Here is a 20,454-nt window from a genome sequence, read left to right on the forward strand (position 1 = left end):
GGTATCCCACGACGGTAGACAAAGACGCGAACAAAGAGCAGCGCCCCGCCCGCAGAAAAACCGCGGAACGGGGCGCCAGCCCATCAGGGCAAGATATTAAATTCTCACAGGATACGTGAGGGGCTTATGCGTCCTCGGGCAGGATGCGTACGCCGCCCTTATCAGCCGAAGCAGCCAACATACCGTACACCTTCAGGGCGTTCGATACCTGACGCTCACGCGGCTTGGTCGGACGCCACGGTGCGGCACCCTTCGCCTCGCGGCGAGCAGCCAGCTCCTCATCCGAAACGTTTACACGCAGGATGCGGTTGTTCACGTCAATCTCAATCTCGTCGCCGGTCTGCACCAGGCCGATTGCGCCGCCAGCAGCCGCCTCCGGGGAGACGTGACCGATAGAAATACCGGAGGTACCACCGGAGAAACGACCGTCAGTGATCAGCGCGCACTTCTTGCCGAGGCCCAGACCCTTCAGGTAGGAGGTCGGGTACAGCATCTCCTGCATGCCGGGGCCACCCTTCGGACCCTCGTACTGGATGACGACAACGTCGCCTTCCTTCACGTTCTTCGACAGGATCTCGTACACAGCCTCGTCCTGCGACTCAACCACGAAGGCGCGACCCTTGAAGTGGAACAGCTCCTCATCAATACCAGCAGACTTGATGATCGCGCCATTCTGGGCAATGTTGCCGTACAGGACCGCCAGGCCGCCGTCCTTGGTGTACGCGTGCTCCACGGCGCGGATGCAGCCGTTCTCAGCGTCAGTCTCGTGGGACTCGTACTTGTTCGCGGTGGAGAACGCCTGAGTGGTGCGCACGCCGCCGGGAGCCGCGAGGAACAGTTCCTTCGCCTTCTCGCTCGCCTTGCCGCTGCGGATATCCCACTCGTCCAGCCACTCGTCCAACGAATCAGCGTGAACAGAATGAACGTTCTTGTGCAGCAAGCCGGCACGGTTCAGCTCACCCAGCAGGGCGGGAATACCGCCGGCACGGTGCACGTGCTCAATGTGGTACTTAGTGGAGTTCGGGGCAACCTTCGCCAGGCAGGGAACCTGACGCGAAATACGGTCAATATCCTTCAGGGTGAAGTCAGCGCCCGCCTCGTGAGCAATCGCCAGGGTGTGCAGCACAGTGTTGGTCGAACCACCCATTGCCACATCCAGCGCCATAGCGTTCTCGAACGCCTCCTTGGTCGCAATGGAGCGGGGCAGAACCGACTCATCATCCTGCTCGTAGTAGCGCTTAGCCAGCTCAACGATGCGGCGGCCGGCATCCAGGAACAGCTCCTTACGAGCCACCTGGGTAGCCAGGGTGGTGCCGTTACCGGGCAGCGCCAGACCAATCGCCTCGTTCAGGCAGTTCATGGAGTTCGCGGTGAACATACCCGCGCACGAACCGCAGGTCGGGCAGGCATTCTTCTCAACCTGAGCGAGCGCAGCGTCACTGACGCTATCGTCAACAGCCATCACCATGGCATCAATGAGGTCGAGGCGGTGCTCAACAATACCCTCAATACCCTCGCCGGACTCCATGGGGCCGCCAGAGACAAAGATGGTGGGGATGTTCAGGCGCATAGCCGCCAGAAGCATACCGGGGGTGATCTTGTCACAGTTAGAGATGCAGACCAGCGCGTCGGCACGGTGCGCGTTGACCATGTACTCGACCGAGTCAGCAATCAGATCGCGGGAAGGCAGCGAGTAGAGCATACCGTCGTGACCCATCGCGATACCGTCATCAACAGCGATGGTGTTAAATTCCTTGGCGACGCCGCCAGCCTCACGAATCGCGCCGGCGACCAGCTCACCCATGTCCTTCAGGTGCACGTGGCCGGGCACGAACTGGGTGAAGGAGTTCGCGATAGCAATAATGGGCTTGCCGAAGTCGTCATCGCCCATGCCTGTGGCACGCCACAGGGCGCGGGCACCAGCCATGTTACGGCCGTGAGTTGAAGTACGTGAACGCAGTTCTGGCATTGTTTTACCTTCCGTAGTGATGCAAGTACTGATTTTACGCGCGGCGTCCAACGCTCTTCAGCTCAGGGTCACTTTGGTTTCATGCATCGAAACGCGCACGAGCCTGCAACCGCCTATCGGTGGGAGGGTTGAGGCCACGGGGGTTGTGCCGGATCTGCGGCAGAATTGCCCCCTTTGGGGTAGATGGGGGACATCACCCCATTATGCCCCCTAATCTGGAATGAGCCCAGGTTGCGGGCGGCGATATTCAGTCGGCGAACGCACCGGGAGGCGGCGGGCTGCCGTGCCTGCCGCGTACGGGCCTCGCTGTGCATACGTAGCAGCACACGTAGCACCGGCGCGGTTCGTTTCCAACGCACTGATTTATACACGCTTTTATACACACTGAACCCTGCATACGTTTCAGAAGGTTTCCATGACACAGGCACCCACCGCATCGCTCACCCTCACGCCGGCAATCAGCCCGGCAACCACCCCGGCAGGCGGCAAGGATTTCGCGTCCTCCGTCATCTACCAGGTGTACCCCAAGTCCTTCTACTCCTCGGCGGGTGGCGCCTACGGCGACCTGCGCGGCGTCATCGAGAAGGTGCCCTACATTGCCTCCCTGGGCGTGGACATGGTGTGGTTCAACCCGTTCTTCGCCTCCCCGCAGAACGACAACGGCTACGACATCTCCGACTACTACGCCATTAACCCCGACCTGGGCACCATGGAGGACGTCGAAGAGATGATTGCTGCCCTCACCAAGCACGGTGTGGGCGTTATGTTTGACATGGTGCTCAACCATGTTTCGACCGAGCACGAGTGGTTCCAGCGTGCGTTCGCCGGTGAGCGCGAGTACTGGGATTACTTCTACATTCGCCCCGGCAAATACACCGAGGACGGTCAGCTGCGCGAACCGACCAACTGGGAGTCGAAGTTCGGCGGCTCCTGCTGGTCCCGCTTTGGCGAGTACACGGATGAGCACGGCACTCCCCTGTTCTACATGCACCTGTACGACCGCACCCAGGCAGACGTGAACTGGTACAACCCGACTGTGCGCGACGAGCTGTTTAAGGTCGTGAACTTCTGGTACGAGAAGGGCGTGCGCGGCTTCCGTTTCGACGTTATTAACGTCATCGGCAAGGGTGAAGAGCTACTCGACGCCCCCGAAGGCACCGTGGACAAGGCACAATACACCGACACCCCGATTGTGCACACCCGCATTCAGCAGCTGAACCGCGCCTCCTTCGGTCAGCATGATGACACCGTGACCGTGGGCGAAATGTCCTCGACCAGCATCGAAAACTGCGTGGGCTACTCCAACCCGGCACACCACGAGCTGGACATGGTGTTCAGCTTCCACCACCTGAAGGTGGACTACGAGAACGGCGAGAAGTGGTCGAAGGTGCCGTTCCGTTTTGCCGAGTTGAAGCAGATCCTGAACGATTGGGCGCTGGGTATGCAGGCCGGCGGCGGCTGGAACGCACTGTTCTGGAATAACCACGATCAGCCGCGCGCACTGAACCGTTTTGGTGACGTTGAGCGTTACCGCGCCGAGTCAGCAACCATGCTGGCGACCGTGATTCACCTGCTGCGCGGCACCCCGTACGTGTACCAGGGCGAGGAAATCGGCATGATTGACCCGGTCTACTCCTCGATCGAGCAGTACGTGGATGTGGAGGCGCACAACGCCTACGCGATGCTGCGTGAGCGCAGCCTGAGCGAGCAGCAGGCCCTGGAGATTGTGGCGTCGAAGGCTCGCGATAATTCGCGTGTGCCGATGCAGTGGACCGCGGATCCGGCGACTGCCGGTTTTGGTTCCACGTCGCCGTGGCTGGCTCCTGCCCCGGTGCGTGATGCGGCGACCGGTGCCGGTATTTCGGTGGAGGACGAGGAACGCGACGGCGTGATTCTGCCCTACTACCGCAACCTGATTGCCCTGCGTAAGCAGTACCCGGTCATCTCTGTGGGTTCGTACGCGCCCTACGCGCTGGATCACGAGCGGGTGTTTGCGTACCTGCGTGAGCTGCCCGCTGAGGCTAGTGCTGAGAACGGTAGCCCGGCGCAGCGCCTGCTGGTGCTGACGAACTTCTACGGTGAGCCGACCGAGGTTGAGGTTCCGGCTGAGTTTGTTCGTTCCGGTCGCGTGCTGGTATGTAATTACAAGAATTCTGCTGTCGATTCCGCTGTGGCGGATTCTGCTGTATCTGATTCGGCTGAGACGGTGACGCTGAGCCTGCGCCCCTACGAGGTTCTGGCGCTGCTGATTGAGGGCTAAAAGCTACTGCATGCCCCTCCCCTGATGTGTGGGATAAGGGCAATATAAACCGACCTGGCAATATTCTATTTCTAGAATATTCCCAGGTCGGTTTTGTTTATAGACATTCCTATAGAGGAATTAATATGGAATATCAGGAAGAATCTTAGAAGCCGTGCTCGTTCAGCCAGGTAGCCGCCGCCTGCGCGGGCTCCTGCTTAGAGGTGCCCGAAACACGGTCATTCAAAGTGCGCAAATCAGCGGTAGTGAGCTTCGCCGAGACACGATTCAGAACCTCCGCCGCGGAGTCGGGAACTCGCGACGTATTGATAATGGGCAGCACCTGCTGAGCCAGAATCATGTTCTTCGGATCCTCCAGCACCACCAGCTGATTCTGCTCAATTGCGGGGGTGGTCGAGTAGAGGTCAACCACCTGCACGGTGTCATCCAGCAGGGCCTTGACGGTCAGAGCGCCACCACCGTCCGAGAGGGGCACAAACTCGGCGGGGACGCATCCGTACTTCTCTTTCAGACCCGGGATACCGTAGGCGCGCTCGGCAAACTCCGGGGCGGCGCCGAGCTTCAGATTCGTGCAGCGGGAGGCGAGGTCCTCAAGGCTTCGCAGGCCGTACTTCTGGGCGGTCTGCGCGGTGACGACGAGCGAGTCCTTATCCTCCGCCTCGGAGGTGTTCAGGGCGCGAATTTCCGCTCCTGAGCCACCCGTGGTGAGGGTGCCGAGGGCGGCGGGTAGCGCCCGCAGAATCTCCTGCGCAGTGTTAGCTGTAGCCTTCGGGTCCAGGTAGAGCAGCAGGTTGCCGGAGTAGTCCGGGATAACGTCCACCGCACCGGAGGCGAGTGCCCCCAGGTACGCCTCGCGGGCGCCGATGCTCAGCTGGGTGCGGGCGTTGAATCCCGCCCGGGAGAGGGCTCCGGCGTAGATTTCGGCAAGGATTTGGGATTCGGCGAAGGCCGCTGAGCCGACGATGATTCCTTCGTGTTCACCACTGAAGACTTTGTCGCCGCTAAGCCCGCAGGCGCTAAGAATACCCGCCATGCCGAGCGCTCCGGCGGCGGCTAGGGCAGTGCGACGAGATACGGTACGGCGCGTGAAGGTTTGATGCGTCTGATTCATCGGGTTCATGCCTTCTTCCGGTTGATGGTGAGCCCCGCGGGGGTGAGCGCACGCTGCACAAGGCCCATGAGCGCATCCACGGCGAAGGCGAGAAGCGCCACGAGCAGGGTTGCGACGAGCATGCGCGGGTAGTCGCGCACGGCGAGCCCGTCGAAGAGGTACCTGCCGAGGGTTCCGCCGCTCAGGTAGGCGACGATGGTCGCGGTTGCGATGACCTGCACGAGTGCGGAGCGGAGCCCGCCGAGCATCATGTTGGCGGCGAGCGGGATTTCGAGGCGGGTCAGAATCTGCCATTCGGTGAGGCCTTGGGCGCGGGCTGCGTCCACGAGGTCTTCGGGTACAGCGGCGAGGCCTTCAAGAACTCCGGCGAGCAGGGGTGCCGCCGCAATAATAATGAGCACGATGAGGGCGGGCAGGGTTGAGACGCCCAGCCAGAGCGCCAGGATGGTGAGCAGACCGAGCGCGGGTAGCGCGCGGGTGGCGGCTACGGCGCTCATGAGCAGGTTGCTACGGCCGCGGTTGGTGCCGTAACCCGGGCGGTGGTGCCCAGCCCAGAGGCCGAGGGGCACGACGATGAGTGCCGCGCAGGCGGTGGCGAGGGCGGTGACGCTCAGGTGTTCGAGCAGACGCACGAGGATTCCGCCGCTTCCCTGCCAATTGGAGCCGTCCATGAGGTAGGCGAAGGTTCGTTCTATGACGTTCACGGGTTATGCCTTCCTTTCGGGGCTGTGGCGGTTCGTAACCGTAGCCGCCTGCCAGGGCGTAAGTGCCCTCGTCAGAAGGATAAGGAGCAGGTCGAGGACCAGTGCCAGCAGCAGGCTAAGGATTACGCCAGCCAGGATCTCCGAAGGGATATTGCGCGCGAGTCCATCGGTGAAAAGCGTACCGAGCGAGGGCACACCGATGAGGGCACCCACGGACACCATCGCAATATTTGCCACGGTTGCCACACGGATTCCCGACATAATGACGGGTGTAGCAAGGGGCAGGTAGAGCTCCATCAGCGCCTGTCGGGGCGTGTATCCGAGGGCGCGTGCAGATTCGTGCACGCTATCGGGTACGGAGTCGAAGGCATCCACACCGGAGCGCACCATGAGCGAGAAGGAGTAGACGCTCAGGGCGACGAGCACGTTCAGCGGGGAAATAATGGAGGTTCCCAGAATGAGCGGCATCAGCACGAACAGTGCGATGGAGGGGATGGTGTAGAGCAGCGAGGAGAGCTGCATGAGGGTTCGTGCACCGATGCGGCGTTCGGAACCGCGGTCACGGCGACGGCTCGCGTAGTAGGCGACCGGCAGCGCGACGAGAGCGCCAATCGCGACGGGTACGACGCCCTGGTAGAGGTGGCTGAGGGTCAGCTCTAGGATGCGCTGACTATTGGTGGCTACCCATTCCCAGTGCATGTCGCTTGCGGCGAGGGGTGATACCACTAGGGGCTGCGCGGCGAGAGGTGGTGCCGCGAGCACAATATTTTCTAGAAGACTCATTCGCTTTTCTCGCCTTCTACCGCACCGTTCTGCGCTTTTCGGGAGGCGGCAAGTCGGCGTGCGCGCGCCTGGCGCACCGTCTGCTCATCCAGCAGACCGGCAACGGAGCGGCTCACGAAGGAGCGCACAAAATCATCGGCGGGGCTGTAGAGAATCTCTTCTGGAGTACCGAACTGTGCGAGGCGGCCGCCCTCCGCGAAGACGGCGATTGTATCGCCGAGCAGAAGCGCCTCATCAATGTCGTGGGTGACGAACACAATCGTCTTGGCGAGTTCCCCCTGTAGGCGCAGCAGCTCTTTCTGCAGGTCGGTGCGCACTACCGGATCCACTGCGGAGAACGGCTCGTCCATCAGCAGGACGGGCGCATCGGCGGCGAGAGCACGTGCCACACCAACGCGCTGCACCTGACCGCCCGAAAGCTGGGAGGGGTAGCGCTTGGCGTACGAAGAATCCAGACCGACCACGTCGAGCAGTTCGAGGGCGCGAGCTTGCGCCTCCTTGCGGGAGGCACCGAGCAGACGCGGCACGGTGGCAATATTCTGCGCGACGGTACGGTGCGGCATGAGCCCGCCCTGCTGCATCACGTAGCCAATGCCGCGGCGCAGCTCGTAGGGGTTCTTCTCGTGCACGTTCACGCCGTCAATGGTGATGGTGCCACTATTGGGTTCAACCATGCGGTTAATCATGCGTAGACTAGTGGTTTTACCGCATCCGGAGGGGCCGACGAACACGGTAATCTGACCGGCGGGAATGTGCAGATTCAGGTTCTGCAGTACCGTGGTGGGTTCACCGGTTCGGCTCGGGTAGCTTTTGGTGATGTTCTCGAAGCGGATTCCGCCCGCCTGAGCACTATCGACAGCAGCATTTTTTGCCCACGGAATCTGGGGTGAGTCCTCCAGGCGTTGGTGAGTTGAATTTTGTGCGGCTGAATTTTGGGCAGTCATGGGTGCGTTGGTGCTTTCTGCAGTGGCTATAGGGCAGGTGACTCTGTATACAATCTATATACAAAAAGGCGGCATCTCAGGGTTTTATTCCCAAGATGCCGCCTTTTCGACGGTTTTGCAATATCTGGAACCGCAAAGTTTTTTAAAAACAAAACCCGCCCCACTGTAGAAGCCTGGAGGCGGATTTCGTGGCTCCGACCGGCGTCGATCCGGTGACCTTACGATTTTCAGTCGTACGCTCTACCAACTGAGCTACAGAGCCTTGCGTATTTACTTTTAGATACGCAATGACCGCGTCTTCGGATGAATAATCATCTGAACTTACGCGGCCAGAGCGACCCCGACGGGACTTGAACCCGCGACCTCCGCCGTGACAGGGCGGCGCGCTAACCAACTGCGCTACGGGGCCTTGTTGGAATCAACAGAAGTAAATTCTATATCATCTAACTTGGCTTTGCAAATCGTGAGATTTGCAAGTACCCCCAACGGGATTTGAACCCGTGCTACCGCCGTGAAAGGGCGGCGTCCTAGGCCGCTAGACGATGGGGGCCTAGTCGATCGAACAGGTTCCGTTTTCTTCATCCCGTCGTTCGAACCTCCACTAGTCTATGACAGGTTTGCGGAGGCGCGCAAACCGTTTTGTTCGATTCTGCCCGATTTTGACCCCCATTTTCGACCATTTATAGCCTGGCACATATGTGTTTAAGCTTGTCAATGAGGATTCAGGAAAACTTCAAAAAATTTTAAAATTTCTTCACAACACCCCACATCAGGGGCTTTTGGAGGGGTTTTAGCTGCTTTTGGGAACCCGCGGAGGCCTCGAGGAAGCCCTATTTTCTACTCTGATTTCTACAAATTTTCTTCAGAATCTTTCAAAATTTTGTTCCGGAAATGCTCCGAAGAGAGTCAAAGACCTTTGAATGGCCTTTCAGCAGAGTTCCGAAAATCTGTTTTACGCTCCCTCACTCAGCTCACGGCAGCCCTAAAAGCCCCACAATATCTCTAAAAATTTCAGTACTATCTGGCGCCCCTGTATCTGCCCCTATATAAGGGGCACAAGCATAAGGTGCACAAGCAAGCACAAGCCGAGCCACAAAACCGCAAGAGAGTGCACGGCGAATTCTGCAGTGAATCCTGCGGCGGATCCTGCAATGGATTCCGTGGTGCATCTTCGGTGAATCTGGTGGCGTCTCCCTTCAGCAAGACTCGCCTCAACCTTCAAGCGACCCACAAAAATCTGCCGCGCAAAGCAACTACAGGCCAGAATGCACGTAGATGCAAATATTCACTCTTGGGAATACAATAAACCGGCTTGTCAGGCGCTTATTTTTCTCTCAGTGCAGATATCTACGCAATTATGACGACGCAGAAATATAAAGATTTGATAAACCTCTAGCGATTGACAAGGAGAGATGAAAACCAGCTGAAAATACCCCCTGAAATAGCTTGAAGCCCCCTCTTTGAGCACCGTACTATAGAGGGCGTGAGGTCACTTCCGGACCTTGCACGGGGCCACTTCCGGAGCCCCAGACGTAAAGTCACCGCACATTACAGCACCGATAAACCGCATAGAGATCCAAAGGGGGATCCAGTGTCCGCAACGATGAATCGCCGCACGGCATTCCGTGCACTCGGCGTAGGCACCGCAACCATCGCTCTCGGTTGTGCAGCTGCACCCGCAGCGCAGGCACAGCAGATGGCGCACCCGCAGAAGGCAATGACTGCCGACCAGCAGCTCAAGCTGATTCTGCGCCGCCTAGAGCAGGTACCTGCCCGTTTGAAGTATGCGAAGCCTGGATCCTCCAACCGCGTTAATAGCGGCATTGAGAGCGCACTGGGCAACCTGACCACCGTCCAGGGCACTGACGCAGGCCGTCAGATTGCAAGCGCTAAGGCCGCTGTTCGTAAGTCTGATGGACGCGCCCACGCAGCGCTCTCCCCCGTTGGTGTTATTGCCTGCGTTGTCAGTATTGCAAAGTTTGTCATTCAGCTGGGCATCGCCATTTACAAGCTTATTAAGGCACTCGTTAACGCCTTCAAGCAGTGGAAGACCTTCAAGAACATCGTGAAGGCCGTCATTTCTGGTGAAGCCCGCAAGAAGCTGGGTACTGAAACTGAAACCGTACTCAAGGCCATTTTGGGCATTGAAGACGTCCTCAAAAAGTGTGCATAGTCTACACACCGTACGGCTATGCGCTTGTTTAGAGAGCTAATCTTGGTGTTTCTTTAGCTTTCTAGACCCCGTTAAGGGATGCGCCGCACGTGGAGTCACTGCATGGGCTCGCTGCGCGTCCGGGTAGCCGGAGGGTATGTCCTCGAGTGTCTTCGGCACCTACCCAGCCCACCCCGCATGACCTCATGGTGCGGGGTGGGTTTCTTTAACCGCTCTTTCGATAGCTCTTTCGGGCGAGCACTTTCCGAGAGCCCCCTACTCCCCCGCTTCCTTATATATAGACAAAAATCGACCCCGCACCGGTTCACGGTACGGGGTCGATTTCTATGCTCTACGTACTCAACGTAAGGATTACTCGCCGCGGGAGATGTTGACCATCTCGTCGCGGTCCACAACCTTCACGCGGGCGCGAGGCTCACCGGCTGCATCCTTGGATGCGGCGCCCAGTGCCTTCTCGTGGTCGTCCAGGCGGTGCCAGCCTTCCCAGGTGGTGTACTTGATGCCCTTGGAGTCCAGGTAGGCACTGAATGCCTCTGCCTCCGGCTCGGGTGCGGTGTAGAGGTTCTCGCGGTCCTCGAGCAGGTGGGTGATGGTTTCGAGCGCGTCAGACTTGGTGGAGCCGATCAGGCCGACGGGGCCGCGCTTGATCCAACCGGATGCGTACAGGCCGGGAACGACCTCGCCGTTCTCGTCCACGACGCGACCCTCAACGTTGGTGATGACGCCGCGCTTGTCATCGTAACCGATTTCGGGCAGTTCGGAACCGAAGTAGCCGATTGCGCGGTAGACAGCCTGTACGGGGTAGTCCACGTACTCGCCGGTGCCGATGATGCCGCCGTTGCCGTCGAGCTTGTTGCGTTCCATGCGCAGGCCCACGACCTTGCCGTCTTCGCCGAGGATCTCGTGCGGGGACTGCAGGAAGTGCAGGTGCAGGCGGCGGGATGCGGTCTGCTCGTTGGTCTTCTGGTCTTCCAGCCAGCCGCGCAGGGTCTTCATCATGACCTTGGTCTGCGCGTTCTTCTCCATTGCTTCCTCAGAAGCAGCGTCGAACTGGAAGTCCTCTTCGTACAGGACGATGTCCACATCGCGGGAGTGTGCGAGTTCGCGCAGCTCGAGCGGGGTGAACTTCATCTGTGCGGGGCCGCGGCGACCGAAGACGTGCACGTCGGTCACGGGGGAAGCCTTCAGACCCTCGTAGACGTTGTCGGGGATTTCGGTGACGAGCAGGTCGTCAGCGTGCTTGGAGAGAATTCGGGAGACGTCCAGGGCAACGTTGCCGTTACCGAGCACTGCAACCTGCTCAGCTTCGAGCGGCCAGGTGCGGGGGTAGTCGGGGTGGCCGTCGTACCAGGAGACGAAGTCTGCTGCGCCGTAGGAGCCGTCCAGATCGATGCCCTTAATGTTCAGGGGTGCATCAAAAATCGCGCCGGTTGCGAAGATGATGGCGTCGTAGTGTTCGCGCAGGTCTGCGAGGGTCAGGTCCTTGCCGTATTCGACGTTGCCGAAGAAACGGATGTCGCCGCGGTCCAGGACCTTGTGCAGCGCGGTGATGATGCCCTTGATGCGGGGGTGATCCGGTGCCACACCGTAGCGGATCAGGCCGAAGGGGGCGGGGTAGCGATCGAAGATGTCGATGGCGACCTCGACGGCGCCGGTGCGGACCTCTTCAGACTTGGTGAGGATGTCGGCGGTGTAAATACCGGCGGGACCTGCACCAATAACGGCGACGCGCAGGGGGCGTGCTGCTTCAGACACGAAAATCTTCCTTTCGAAGTTCACCGTCCGGCGCCCGGTGCGGCGCGAACAGGCGGTGAGCTTAGTGTTCACTTCTTGCCTATTTTACCGGGGATTGACGGGTGTTCGGGGGCTTATATGTCTTCGCCCACTAAATAGGACAATTTTCTGTCACCTAATCCGGGCGGGGGTCGCTTAATTCAGGAGGGGTCACCTAATCCGGGCAGGGCGGCGCATCCCCCCTGGGTGCTTCCACACCAGCGGGCATAGAACTGCCCCGCCCTCCGAGGTACAGGAGGGCGGGGCAGGGTAACGAAGACTAAGGGGTCGGTTGCTAGGAGGCGGGTACCGCCTCAAAGGTCACGACCAGTTCCTCGCGTTCACCGAAGCGGACCAGGTGGCGGTCCAGCACATCCGCCAGACCAGCAGCCAACTCGTCGCTTTCGGCGCGCACCTCCATAATGAGGGCGCCCTCGGCTTCGCGCAGGTCACCGTAGCCGCGGAAAATACCGTCGCGGTTGAAGGTGAGGCGCAGTCCGTCGGGCAGTTCTGCGGTGCCGAGCTTGCGGCCCATGTGCGAGCCGAGCTGCTTGATGTATCGGGCGGGGCGGTCGGTTGCTACGATGGCGCGCTGGCGTACCGGCAGGGATTCTGCGGCGGGGTAGCTTTCGGCGGGAATGGCGGTGTTTTCCTGCGGGGTTTCAGTCACGGCGGACTCCTTCTTATTCATGCCGAAAAAGGCTCACCACACAGAACCTGGCATCCGGCGACGCATTGTTTCACCTCGAATATAGCAGTAACTTAGGGTCTACTAACCTAACAAACTATCGTTGTTCGCGCAGAGGCGAGAGATAGTTACCGCTATTACGCCTCCCACAAGAAATCTCTGAACGAAAGCTGGGAATTTCCTGGATTAACGCTTAGAGAAACTTTAACCGTAGAATATTTCGGTAACAACAGTGTCACCTCCCCAACACACCGGGAAGTGACACTATTTTTATGCGGGCTCGGAACCCCGAGTCACGCCCCGACTATGAGTATCTACGGATTTTCACGAATGTCTTCTGAGAACACCGCGGCTCCCCAGAGCCCCAAGGCAGAAGCCAAGGGCGCACTGGACCGTTACTTCAAGATCACTGAGCGAGGCTCCACCATCGCCGCAGAATTCCGCGGCGGCCTCGCCACCTTCTTCGCGATGAGCTACATCGTCGTGCTGAACCCCCTCATCATCGGCCTCGGCAAGGACGCATCCGGCAACGCCCTCGGTGTACCGCAGGTCGCAGCAATGACCGCACTGGTCGCAGGCGTCATGACCATCCTCATGGGCGTCGTCGCCAAGCAGCCCTTCGCCATGGCGGCAGGCCTCGGCGTGAACGCGCTGCTGGCAACCACCATCGCCTCCACCCCCGGACTGACCTGGCCCGCCATCATGGGCCTCGTCGTATGGGCTGGTGTGCTGATGACCATCCTCGTGCTGACCGGCTTCCGCACCGCAGTGTTCAACGCGGTCCCCGAATCGCTCAAGGTCGCAATCGTCGTCGGTATCGGCTTCTTCATTGCCTTCATCGGCCTCGTCAACGCAGGTATCATCCGCCGCATGCCTGACGCAGCAGGCACCACCGTGCCCGTCTCCTTCGGCGTGAGCGGCCACCTGCTCGGCTGGCCCACCCTGGTCTTCCTCTTCGGCCTGTTCCTCACCATTGCGCTGTTCATCCGCAACGTGAAGGGTGCAATCCTCTACGGCGTGCTCGCCTCCACCGCCCTCTCCATCATCCTGGAGAAGGTCGTGCCCTCCGGCAGCTCGGTTAAGTCCCCCACCGGCTGGTCCCTGAACGTCCCCGTCTGGGACTCCAACACCAGCAAGCTGCCCAACTTCTCCCTGTTCGGCTCCGCTGACCTGTTCGCTGCCTTCGGCACCCTCGGCGGCATGGCAGCTGTTCTGCTGATCTTCACCATCCTCATCTCCGCGTTCTTCGACGCAATGGGCACCTCCGTCGGTCTCGCAACCGAAGCAGGCACCATCAAGGACGGCCAGATCGAGAACGTCGACAAGGTCCTGCTCGTGGACGCCCTCGGCTCCGTAGCCGGCGGTGGTACCTCCTCCTCCGCAAGCCAGATCTTCGTGGAGTCCGCAACCGGTATCGGCGCGGGCGCACGCACCGGCTTCGCGAACGTCGTCACCGGCGCACTGTTCCTCGTCGCAATCTTCCTGTCCCCGCTGGTCACCATCGTGCCCTTCGAAGCTGTTGCACCCGCAATGGTGTTCGTTGGCTTCCTGATGATCCGCCAGGCAGTGAACATCGACTGGAACGACTGGGGTCTGGGTATCCCCGCGTTCATGACCATCATCTTCATGCCGCTGGCATACTCCATCGCGGACGGTATCGGCGCAGGCTTCCTGTCCTACGTCTTCATCCGCTTGGTGCAGGGTCGCGGCAAGGAAGTTCACTGGCTCATGTACGTGGTTTCCGCAGTGTTCCTCATCTTCTTCGCTAACGGCCTGATTACCGGCTGGATGCACTAAATACATCGGGTGCCCCACCCTCCCATGTGGAGGCGCTGGCACCATCAGGGCGGGGTATCGGCACCTTTGGGGTGCCGGTACCCCGCCCTGCGCTATTCTTCCCTCTACCCCAGCTACCCAATTCTGGTTGCAGGGGTCGGGGAAACACCACATCACCGACTGAACCGCCGCACACAACGCGTTTCAACGGCACAAGCTAAGCGGCGGCGCCTACAATAGTTGAACCATTGTGGCGCCCAACCCGGGACTTACCCGCGAGCCTAGCCCGTGAAATTTACCCGCGAGCTTCACCCGCGAAACCGGCGGCGCAACAGTACACACCGAACAACATCAACGGATCCTCACATGTCTGAACCCCAGAAGGCGGCAGCGCCCACCAGCGCACTTGACCGCTACTTCAAGATTTCCGAACGCGGCTCCTCCATCGCCGCAGAATTCCGCGGTGGCCTCGCCGCATTCTTCGCCATGAGCTACATCGTGGTGCTGAACCCTCTCGTCATCGGCCTCGGCAAGGACGCATCCGAACGCACCCTCGGTATCGCACCCGTCGCAGCTGTGACCGCACTGGTTGCCGGCGTGATGACCATCCTCATGGGTGTTATCGCCAAGCAGCCCTTCGCCATGGCGGCTGGCCTGGGCGTGAACGCGCTGCTCGCCTCCACCATTGCCACCACCCCGAACCTGACCTGGGCAGACATCATGGGCCTGGTCGTTCTTGCCGGTCTGATTATGACCGTTCTGGTGCTCACCGGCTTCCGTACCGCGGTGTTTGAGGCGGTCCCCGAGTCGCTCAAGACCGCGATTGTGGTTGGTATCGGCTTCTTCATTTCCTTTATCGGTCTGGTCGACTCCGGCATTATCCGCCGCATGCCTGACGCAGCTGGCACCACCGTTCCGGTGAGCCTCGGCGCGGGCGGTCACCTGCTCGGCTGGCCCACCCTCGTCTTCCTCTTCGGCTTGTTCTTCACCATCGCCCTGTTCATCCGTAACGTGAAGGGGGCGATCCTGTGGGGCGTGCTCGCCTCCACCGCACTGTCCCTGATTCTGGAGGCGCTTGTCCCCTCCGGTTCCGTGAAGGAGGCGGCAACCGGTTGGTCCCTGAACGTGCCTTCCCTGGCGGACATGAAGTTCACCACCCCGAACTTCTCCCTCATCGGTTCCGCTGACCTGTTCGGCGCATTCACCCACATCGGTCCGCTGGCTGCTTCGCTGCTGGTGTTCACCATTCTGCTGTCCGTGTTCTTCGACGCGATGGGCGTTTCGGTGGGTCTTGCCGCCGAGGCTGGCACCATGAAGGACGGCAAGGTTGAGGACATCGACAAGGTCCTGCTCGTGGACGCTTTCGGTTCCGTTGTTGGTGGTGGCGCATCCGGTTCCGCGAACCAGATTTTCGTTGAGTCCGCTACCGGTATTGGTGCGGGTGCACGCACCGGCTTTGCGAACATTGTGACCGGTGTGCTGTTCCTGCTGGCGATTTTCATTTCGCCGCTGGTCACCATCGTTCCTTTCGAGGCGGTTGCTCCGGCGCTGGTCGTGGTCGGCTTCCTGATGATTCGCCAGGCCGTGAATATTGACTGGACCGACTGGGGTCTGGGTATTCCGGCGTTCCTGACCATTATTTTCATGCCGCTGTCGTACTCGATTGCGAACGGTATTGGTGCCGGCTTCGTGGCGTACACTTTCATTCGCCTGGTGCAGGGCCGTGGTAAGGACGTGCACTGGCTGATGTACCTGGTCTCCGCCGTGTTCGTCATCTACTTCGGCATGGGCATCATTAACGGCTGGACCCACTAAGTCCGACAGTCTACATATTTGCTGAAGGCAGGTTCCTGATGCAGTTGAAAATGTAAGTTTTCAAGCTGCCGAAGGGCCTGCCTTTGGCGTATCTGGTTCGCTCTTACATGTTCCTTATCGCTCCCAGGTGCGAGAAAATCATGGCAGAATCATTCCGTTTCCGGTATGATTCTGCCATGATGTCCGTTCAAGAGTATGCTCAAGAAGCTAAGGTTTCAGAGCGAAGCGTGCGCGCCCGCTTAGAACGTGGGATGCTCCAAGGTCGTAAATTGGGAAGCCGCTGGGTTGTCGACGCTCTTCCCGCTGCGCACCGCAGTAATGCTGGCCGTCCTATTTCCTTCGATGCATTCAACGCTTTGGCGCGTTACTGCGATGGTCAGTCATCTGTCCTATCGGTTGAGGAACGCCGCAGGGCAAAAGAACGCGCCTCAGCAATTCAGGTGCAAGGACCTGCGTCTGTTGAGCGATACCGAGCCCGCCGCGGTCTGAAAGTGCATCATCTGCAGGCTCCTCCCGCTGAAATTCCTGCAATTTTGGAAGACCCTGCATTGTCGCTTACCGGCATTAGTAGCGATATTTCTCAGGTGTACGGCTCAATGGTTGATGCATATGTTTCAAGCCAGGATTTAGAGAACATCATTTTTCTGTACAACCTGCTTCCGGCGTCTGTAGATTCGGCGAACATTATCTTGCGTGAATGCGATGAGCCGCCCCATATTCTGCCCTTGCATGTGGCGGTAGATCTTCTAGATTTGGGGGATCCGAGAAGCTCCGCTGAGGCAGAGCGCATTCTTCAAGATTCTGTTTTGAAGAAAGCCTCTTAGTCATGACCGCATCCCCTATTTTGATTCCTGCTATTGGGGCAGAGCGTGCCTCTTGGCTTGGTCTGGCTGATATCTCAGGCTAACTTTGAAAATCTTCTAAAAGACAGAAGCTAACTAAAACAAGGAATGGCAGAATCGTTCCGGTTTCGGAATGATTCTGCCATTTCTTCTATGCCCGCACTCAGCATGTACGAGAGGCAGGGAAAGTGACGAGATTTAGCGGACGTCTCCATCCACATAGAACCAGGCGCCGCCCACCTTCTCAAAGCGCGACAGCTCATGCATGCTACCCTTCACCCGCTCCTCCGCAGGAATACCCGGCACCGAACGGTAATACGCAACGAACTCCACCGTACCGGATGCATCAAACGGGCCACCCGAAGCACCCAGAATATCCAGGCGATACCAGCGGATATCATCCTCCAACTCCAGCGTCGCCGGGCGAGTACTCGGATGCCAGCTCGCCAGCAAGTACGCCGCATCCCCTGTCGCAAACGCGGTAAAACGCGAGCACATCAGCTGCTCCGGCGCGGGAGCAGTCAACGTGCCGGAGGCGGCAAACTCGCCCAGGAACCTGCCGCAGCAGGCGCCGTACACCTCGCCGCTCGAGCAGGGGCAGCGGTCATCATGGTTTAGTTCAGTCATGCCACCCAGTATAAAGAACGCGCCACGTCAAGAAAGTGCCGCATCAAGAAAGCACAGCGCAAAGAAACGCCCGCTCTGCCGGGGATACAAATCCTCCAGCAGAACGGGCGTTCTTGTTTTCAATCGTTAAGTTTGAGCGAACCTACACGGTACGCATCAGCGGCAACGCTTATTCAGCGATTGCGCGAGCCGGGGTGTCAGCCGCGGAAGGCTTGCCCACGTATGCGCCGCGGTACTTAGCCGCCGGGTGGGAGTCAGCAACCTTGGTGTGGCCCTTACCGAAGATGTTCTCACGCAGGGTGTTGCCCTCGTACTCGGTGCGGTAGCGGCCGCGCTTCTGCAGCTCGGGAACAACGTACTCAATGAAGTCCTCGAAGGAGCCCGGGGAGACGTGGTATGCCAGGTTGATGCCGTCCAGGCCACCCTCGTCGATCCAACGCTCCAGCTCGTCAGCAACCTGAACCGGGTCACCAACAATGACATCGCCCATGCCGCCAAGGGTGGTGTGCTCAGCGATGGCCTTGCGGGTCCACTTCTTGTCCTTCGCCTGCAGGGTGAAGGGGGTCAGGAAGGACTGAATCGACTCGGTCTGCACGTAGTTCAGGACCTCGTCCTCGTCGAACTGGGACAGGTCAACACCGGACCAGCCGCCGATGATAGCCTGTGCAGAGTCGAGGTTGATGTACTTCTTGTACTCCTCGTACTTTGCCTTTGCCTTCTCTTCGGTCTCATCCACGATGACGGAGAGCATTGCGAGGATCTTGACGTCGTCGCGGCTACGGCCCTGCTCCTCGGCAGCGGTGCGAATACGGTCGGTCACAACGCGGGTCAGGTCCGGGCGCAGGGCGCTGATGAACACAGCCTCAGCGTGCTTACCGGAGAACTTCTGACCGCGGCTGGATGCGCCAGCCTGGAAAATCACGGGGGTGCGCTGCGGGCTCGGCTCGGTCAGGGAGATGCCGGGCACGGAGAAGTACTTACCCTTGTGACCAATCGGGTGGACCTTGGAGGGGTCAGCGTAGACGCCGCGCTCGCGGTCCTTGATGACTGCGCCGTCTTCCCAGGAGCCTTCCCACAGCTTGTAGCAGACGTCCAGGAACTCGTCAGCGATATCGTAGCGCTCATCGTGCGGAATCTGGGTGGGCAGGCCCTGGTTCTCAGCAGCCGACGGCAGGTAAGAAGTCACCACGTTGAAGCCGACGCGGCCCTCGGTGAGGTGGTCGAGGGAGGCGTAGCGGCGAGCCAGGGTGTAGGGCTGCTCGAAAGTAGCGGCAGCAGTCACGCCGAAGCCGAGGTGCTCGGTCACTGCAGCCATTGCAGAAATCTGGGTTGCGGGGTCATTCACGGGAACCTGAGCGGCACCCTCAATGGCGGGAGCGGCAGAGTTCTTGTACACGTCGTAGATACCAACAACGTCAGCGATGAACACGGCGTCAAACAGGCCGCGCTCAAGAGTCTTAGCCAGGTCAGTCCAGTACTTGATGGTGTTGTACTCGGTTGCGCGGGAGCGCGGGTGACGCCAGAGGTCGAAGCTCTGGTGACCAATGCAGGTCATTTCGAATGCGTTAACTACGATGCGCTTCTTCTGCTCAGCCATCGATTTTCCTTTCGCGAATGATCGGGGACGATCGGGTTAGTGCCCTGCACCCCGCGCGCCGCCTCCTTCTTGCCTTCTGCGTTCGGTGGTGGCCTTCGTGCAGGTGGCGCGTTCGCGCCGTACTTGCCTCTTTTCATTGAGGCCAGATCATCATCTGGGGCACCCCGCTACGGGAGAGGGTTGCCGCCCGGCCAGCCAGAGCTTAGCGCCGGGACTCATGATCTCGTGGTTTGAGTGTACGGGGCGCGCGGGAGGGAGGTCACGTTTGTGACGAAAAAATCTTTTTGTGACGTGGAACCGAAATATTTCGTGATAAATGCGAAATATACGGTCATAGAAATTCATACGCGCCCGCCGGGTTGATTGAGGCACGCCACAGCCCATAGGGTGGGAGAAGCAAACCATCCAGAGCGACTGAGAGACCTGGCTCCACGACGTCGCAGCAACCGGCACGGATTCTTCCGCCCCCGGTGCTAACGCCAGGAACGATGGAAGTGACATGACACTCAACAGTGCAGTAACTGACGTACCCACCAGTGAAAAGAACGGCCGCCGTGCCGTATCCACCGCCGCCGTCCCCTTGAGCTTTGAAGGCGTCGGACAGTCTTTCCCCGTGCCCGGCGGAACCCACGAAGTTCTTCGCGGAGTCTCCTTCACCGCAGCCCCCGGCGAGATTATCTCCGTCATCGGATCCTCCGGATGCGGCAAATCCACCCTCCTGCGTGCAGCAGCAGGCCTGAACCGCATCACCGCAGGTACCGTACGTATCGGCGAGAAGGCAGTGACCGGCCTCGACCCCCGCGTAGCTATCGGCTTTCAGGAACCGCGTCTGCTCCCCTGGCGCACCGTCGCCGACAACGTGGCGCTCGGACTGCCGCAGGGCACCAAAAAATCTGAAGGCACAGCATCCGTAGCGCGCCTGCTCGACCTGGTCGGCCTGGGCGAATACGCAACCCACCGTCCCAAGGAAATTTCAGGCGGTATGGCTCAGCGCGTGTCCCTGGCGCGAGCGCTCGCACGCAACCCCGGCGTGCTGCTGCTCGACGAGCCCTTCGGTGCTCTGGACGCGCTGACCCGCATCAACATGCAGGATTTGCTGTTGGACGTGCACCGTCAAGACCCGACCACGATTCTGCTGGTCACCCACGATGTGGAAGAGGCGCTGTACCTCTCTGACCGGGTGATTGTCCTCGGTAAGGACACCCCGGAGGCGCCCGCCACCATCCAGCGCATTGTGACCGTTGACCGTTCTCACCCGCGTGACCGCGCCGATGCAGAGATCACGGCGCTGCGCAGCGAACTGCTGGCTGAGCTCGGCGTGGAAGATAACGCCTAAAGCCGCCACGAAACGCATTTCTTACACATCACATCATCATCTTCAGAAGCGAAAAG

Annotated in this window: 15 protein-coding genes, 3 tRNA genes and 2 riboswitches; of the genes, 6 read left to right on the forward strand and 12 right to left on the reverse strand. The window is 59.7% G+C overall.

Translation table 11 applies throughout. From position 1 onward, the window contains the following. Nucleotides 1–124: 124 nt before the first annotated feature. Nucleotides 125–1,969: a dihydroxy-acid dehydratase gene (gene ilvD / locus HMPREF2999_RS02295; RefSeq protein ID WP_070675425.1), complete on the reverse strand. Its 1,845-nt coding sequence runs from the start codon at nucleotides 1,967–1,969 to the stop codon at nucleotides 125–127. Between the two features lie 415 nt (nucleotides 1,970–2,384). Here ilvD and HMPREF2999_RS02300 point away from each other — a divergent pair, with 415 nt between their 5' ends. Continuing rightward, nucleotides 2,385–4,229 (forward strand): alpha,alpha-phosphotrehalase, encoded by a 1,845-nt coding sequence (locus HMPREF2999_RS02300; protein WP_070675422.1) that lies wholly within the window; start codon nucleotides 2,385–2,387, stop codon nucleotides 4,227–4,229. Between the two features lie 145 nt (nucleotides 4,230–4,374). Here HMPREF2999_RS02300 and HMPREF2999_RS02305 read toward each other — a convergent pair whose 3' ends face one another. From HMPREF2999_RS02305 to HMPREF2999_RS02335, 7 genes are all read right to left on the reverse strand, one after another. Further along, nucleotides 4,375–5,340 carry an ABC transporter substrate-binding protein gene (locus HMPREF2999_RS02305; RefSeq protein ID WP_070675490.1) on the reverse strand — a complete coding sequence of 322 codons (966 nt, stop codon included), beginning with the start codon at nucleotides 5,338–5,340 and terminating at the stop codon, nucleotides 4,375–4,377. Nucleotides 5,341–5,345: 5 nt separating this feature from the next. Next, nucleotides 5,346–6,044, reverse strand: coding sequence for an ABC transporter permease (locus tag HMPREF2999_RS02310; protein ID WP_070675419.1), 699 nt, complete (start codon nucleotides 6,042–6,044; stop codon nucleotides 5,346–5,348). A gap of 3 nt (nucleotides 6,045–6,047) precedes the next feature. Beyond that, on the reverse strand, nucleotides 6,048–6,827 hold the full coding sequence (locus tag HMPREF2999_RS02315) for an ABC transporter permease (RefSeq protein WP_070675417.1): 780 nt from the start codon (nucleotides 6,825–6,827) through the stop codon (nucleotides 6,048–6,050). Beyond that, nucleotides 6,824–7,771 carry an ABC transporter ATP-binding protein gene (locus HMPREF2999_RS02320; RefSeq protein ID WP_070675415.1) on the reverse strand — a complete coding sequence of 316 codons (948 nt, stop codon included), beginning with the start codon at nucleotides 7,769–7,771 and terminating at the stop codon, nucleotides 6,824–6,826. Before HMPREF2999_RS02320 ends, HMPREF2999_RS02315 begins: the two co-directional genes overlap by 4 nt. Nucleotides 7,772–7,960: 189 nt before the next feature. Beyond that, nucleotides 7,961–8,033: transfer RNA gene (locus HMPREF2999_RS02325), tRNA-Phe, on the reverse strand. A gap of 73 nt (nucleotides 8,034–8,106) precedes the next feature. After that, a tRNA-Asp gene (locus HMPREF2999_RS02330) sits at nucleotides 8,107–8,180 on the reverse strand. Between the two features lie 68 nt (nucleotides 8,181–8,248). Further along, nucleotides 8,249–8,321 (reverse strand) — tRNA-Glu (locus HMPREF2999_RS02335). A gap of 1,041 nt (nucleotides 8,322–9,362) precedes the next feature. Between HMPREF2999_RS02335 and HMPREF2999_RS02340 the strand changes: the two genes are divergently transcribed. Then, the gene (locus HMPREF2999_RS02340) at nucleotides 9,363–9,944 is read left to right on the forward strand and encodes a hypothetical protein (protein WP_005507238.1); all 582 of its coding nucleotides are present in this window, start codon (nucleotides 9,363–9,365) and stop codon (nucleotides 9,942–9,944) included. Nucleotides 9,945–10,295: 351 nt separating this feature from the next. Here HMPREF2999_RS02340 and HMPREF2999_RS02345 read toward each other — a convergent pair whose 3' ends face one another. Both HMPREF2999_RS02345 and HMPREF2999_RS02350 read right to left on the reverse strand, forming a co-directional pair. Beyond that, entirely contained in the window at nucleotides 10,296–11,699 is a 1,404-nt protein-coding gene (locus tag HMPREF2999_RS02345) for an FAD-dependent oxidoreductase (protein ID WP_044150832.1), read from the reverse strand. Between the two features lie 313 nt (nucleotides 11,700–12,012). Further along, complete coding sequence (locus HMPREF2999_RS02350; protein WP_070675413.1) at nucleotides 12,013–12,387, reverse strand: DUF2218 domain-containing protein; 375 nt, start codon at nucleotides 12,385–12,387, stop codon at nucleotides 12,013–12,015. A gap of 348 nt (nucleotides 12,388–12,735) precedes the next feature. On the opposite strand from HMPREF2999_RS02350, the gene HMPREF2999_RS02355 reads away from it, so the two are divergent. The 3 genes from HMPREF2999_RS02355 (at nucleotide 12,736) to HMPREF2999_RS02365 (ending at nucleotide 16,820) form a co-directional block, all read left to right on the forward strand. Then, complete coding sequence (locus HMPREF2999_RS02355) at nucleotides 12,736–14,202, forward strand: NCS2 family permease (RefSeq protein ID WP_049327386.1); 1,467 nt, start codon at nucleotides 12,736–12,738, stop codon at nucleotides 14,200–14,202. Nucleotides 14,203–14,547: 345 nt separating this feature from the next. Then, on the forward strand, nucleotides 14,548–15,996 hold the full coding sequence (locus HMPREF2999_RS02360; protein WP_070675410.1) for an NCS2 family permease: 1,449 nt from the start codon (nucleotides 14,548–14,550) through the stop codon (nucleotides 15,994–15,996). 140 nt (nucleotides 15,997–16,136) lie between these two features. Beyond that, nucleotides 16,137–16,820, forward strand: a complete 684-nt coding sequence (locus tag HMPREF2999_RS02365; RefSeq protein WP_070675408.1) for a hypothetical protein — start codon at nucleotides 16,137–16,139, stop codon at nucleotides 16,818–16,820. A 216-nt stretch (nucleotides 16,821–17,036) separates the two neighbouring features. Here HMPREF2999_RS02365 and HMPREF2999_RS02370 read toward each other — a convergent pair whose 3' ends face one another. Both HMPREF2999_RS02370 and HMPREF2999_RS02375 read right to left on the reverse strand, forming a co-directional pair. After that, nucleotides 17,037–17,465 carry a YchJ family protein gene (locus HMPREF2999_RS02370; RefSeq protein WP_070675405.1) on the reverse strand — a complete coding sequence of 143 codons (429 nt, stop codon included), beginning with the start codon at nucleotides 17,463–17,465 and terminating at the stop codon, nucleotides 17,037–17,039. A 169-nt stretch (nucleotides 17,466–17,634) separates the two neighbouring features. Continuing rightward, nucleotides 17,635–19,062 carry an LLM class flavin-dependent oxidoreductase gene (locus tag HMPREF2999_RS02375; RefSeq protein WP_070675403.1) on the reverse strand — a complete coding sequence of 476 codons (1,428 nt, stop codon included), beginning with the start codon at nucleotides 19,060–19,062 and terminating at the stop codon, nucleotides 17,635–17,637. Between the two features lie 114 nt (nucleotides 19,063–19,176). Next, nucleotides 19,177–19,285, reverse strand: a riboswitch (SAM riboswitch). Between the two features lie 175 nt (nucleotides 19,286–19,460). Next, nucleotides 19,461–19,557: riboswitch (SAM riboswitch) on the forward strand. Nucleotides 19,558–19,561: 4 nt separating this feature from the next. On the opposite strand from HMPREF2999_RS02375, the gene HMPREF2999_RS02380 reads away from it, so the two are divergent. Further along, the gene (locus HMPREF2999_RS02380) at nucleotides 19,562–20,398 is read left to right on the forward strand and encodes an ABC transporter ATP-binding protein (protein ID WP_070675401.1); all 837 of its coding nucleotides are present in this window, start codon (nucleotides 19,562–19,564) and stop codon (nucleotides 20,396–20,398) included. The last annotated feature ends 56 nt before the right edge of the window (nucleotides 20,399–20,454 follow it).

Origin of the sequence: Rothia sp. HMSC066H02 (assembly GCF_001814995.1) — a bacterium.
GTDB lineage: Bacteria > Actinomycetota > Actinomycetes > Actinomycetales > Micrococcaceae > Rothia > Rothia mucilaginosa.

What these genes read in the sequence shown, in the direction of transcription:
- HMPREF2999_RS02320 (WP_070675415.1), bottom strand. Translation starts at nt 7,771, where the DNA reads ATGACTGCCCAAAATTCAGCCGCACAAAATTCAACTCACCAACGCCTG.
- HMPREF2999_RS02305 (WP_070675490.1), bottom strand. Translation starts at nt 5,340, where the DNA reads ATGAATCAGACGCATCAAACCTTCACGCGCCGTACCGTATCTCGTCGC.
- HMPREF2999_RS02315 (WP_070675417.1), bottom strand. Translation starts at nt 6,827, where the DNA reads ATGAGTCTTCTAGAAAATATTGTGCTCGCGGCACCACCTCTCGCCGCG.
- HMPREF2999_RS02370 (WP_070675405.1), bottom strand. Translation starts at nt 17,465, where the DNA reads ATGACTGAACTAAACCATGATGACCGCTGCCCCTGCTCGAGCGGCGAG.
- ilvD (WP_070675425.1), bottom strand. Translation starts at nt 1,969, where the DNA reads ATGCCAGAACTGCGTTCACGTACTTCAACTCACGGCCGTAACATGGCT.
- HMPREF2999_RS02375 (WP_070675403.1), bottom strand. Translation starts at nt 19,062, where the DNA reads ATGGCTGAGCAGAAGAAGCGCATCGTAGTTAACGCATTCGAAATGACC.
- HMPREF2999_RS02355 (WP_049327386.1), top strand. Translation starts at nt 12,736, where the DNA reads ATGTCTTCTGAGAACACCGCGGCTCCCCAGAGCCCCAAGGCAGAAGCC.
- HMPREF2999_RS02380 (WP_070675401.1), top strand. Translation starts at nt 19,562, where the DNA reads ATGACACTCAACAGTGCAGTAACTGACGTACCCACCAGTGAAAAGAAC.
- HMPREF2999_RS02365 (WP_070675408.1), top strand. Translation starts at nt 16,137, where the DNA reads ATGGCAGAATCATTCCGTTTCCGGTATGATTCTGCCATGATGTCCGTT.
- HMPREF2999_RS02360 (WP_070675410.1), top strand. Translation starts at nt 14,548, where the DNA reads ATGTCTGAACCCCAGAAGGCGGCAGCGCCCACCAGCGCACTTGACCGC.
- HMPREF2999_RS02300 (WP_070675422.1), top strand. Translation starts at nt 2,385, where the DNA reads ATGACACAGGCACCCACCGCATCGCTCACCCTCACGCCGGCAATCAGC.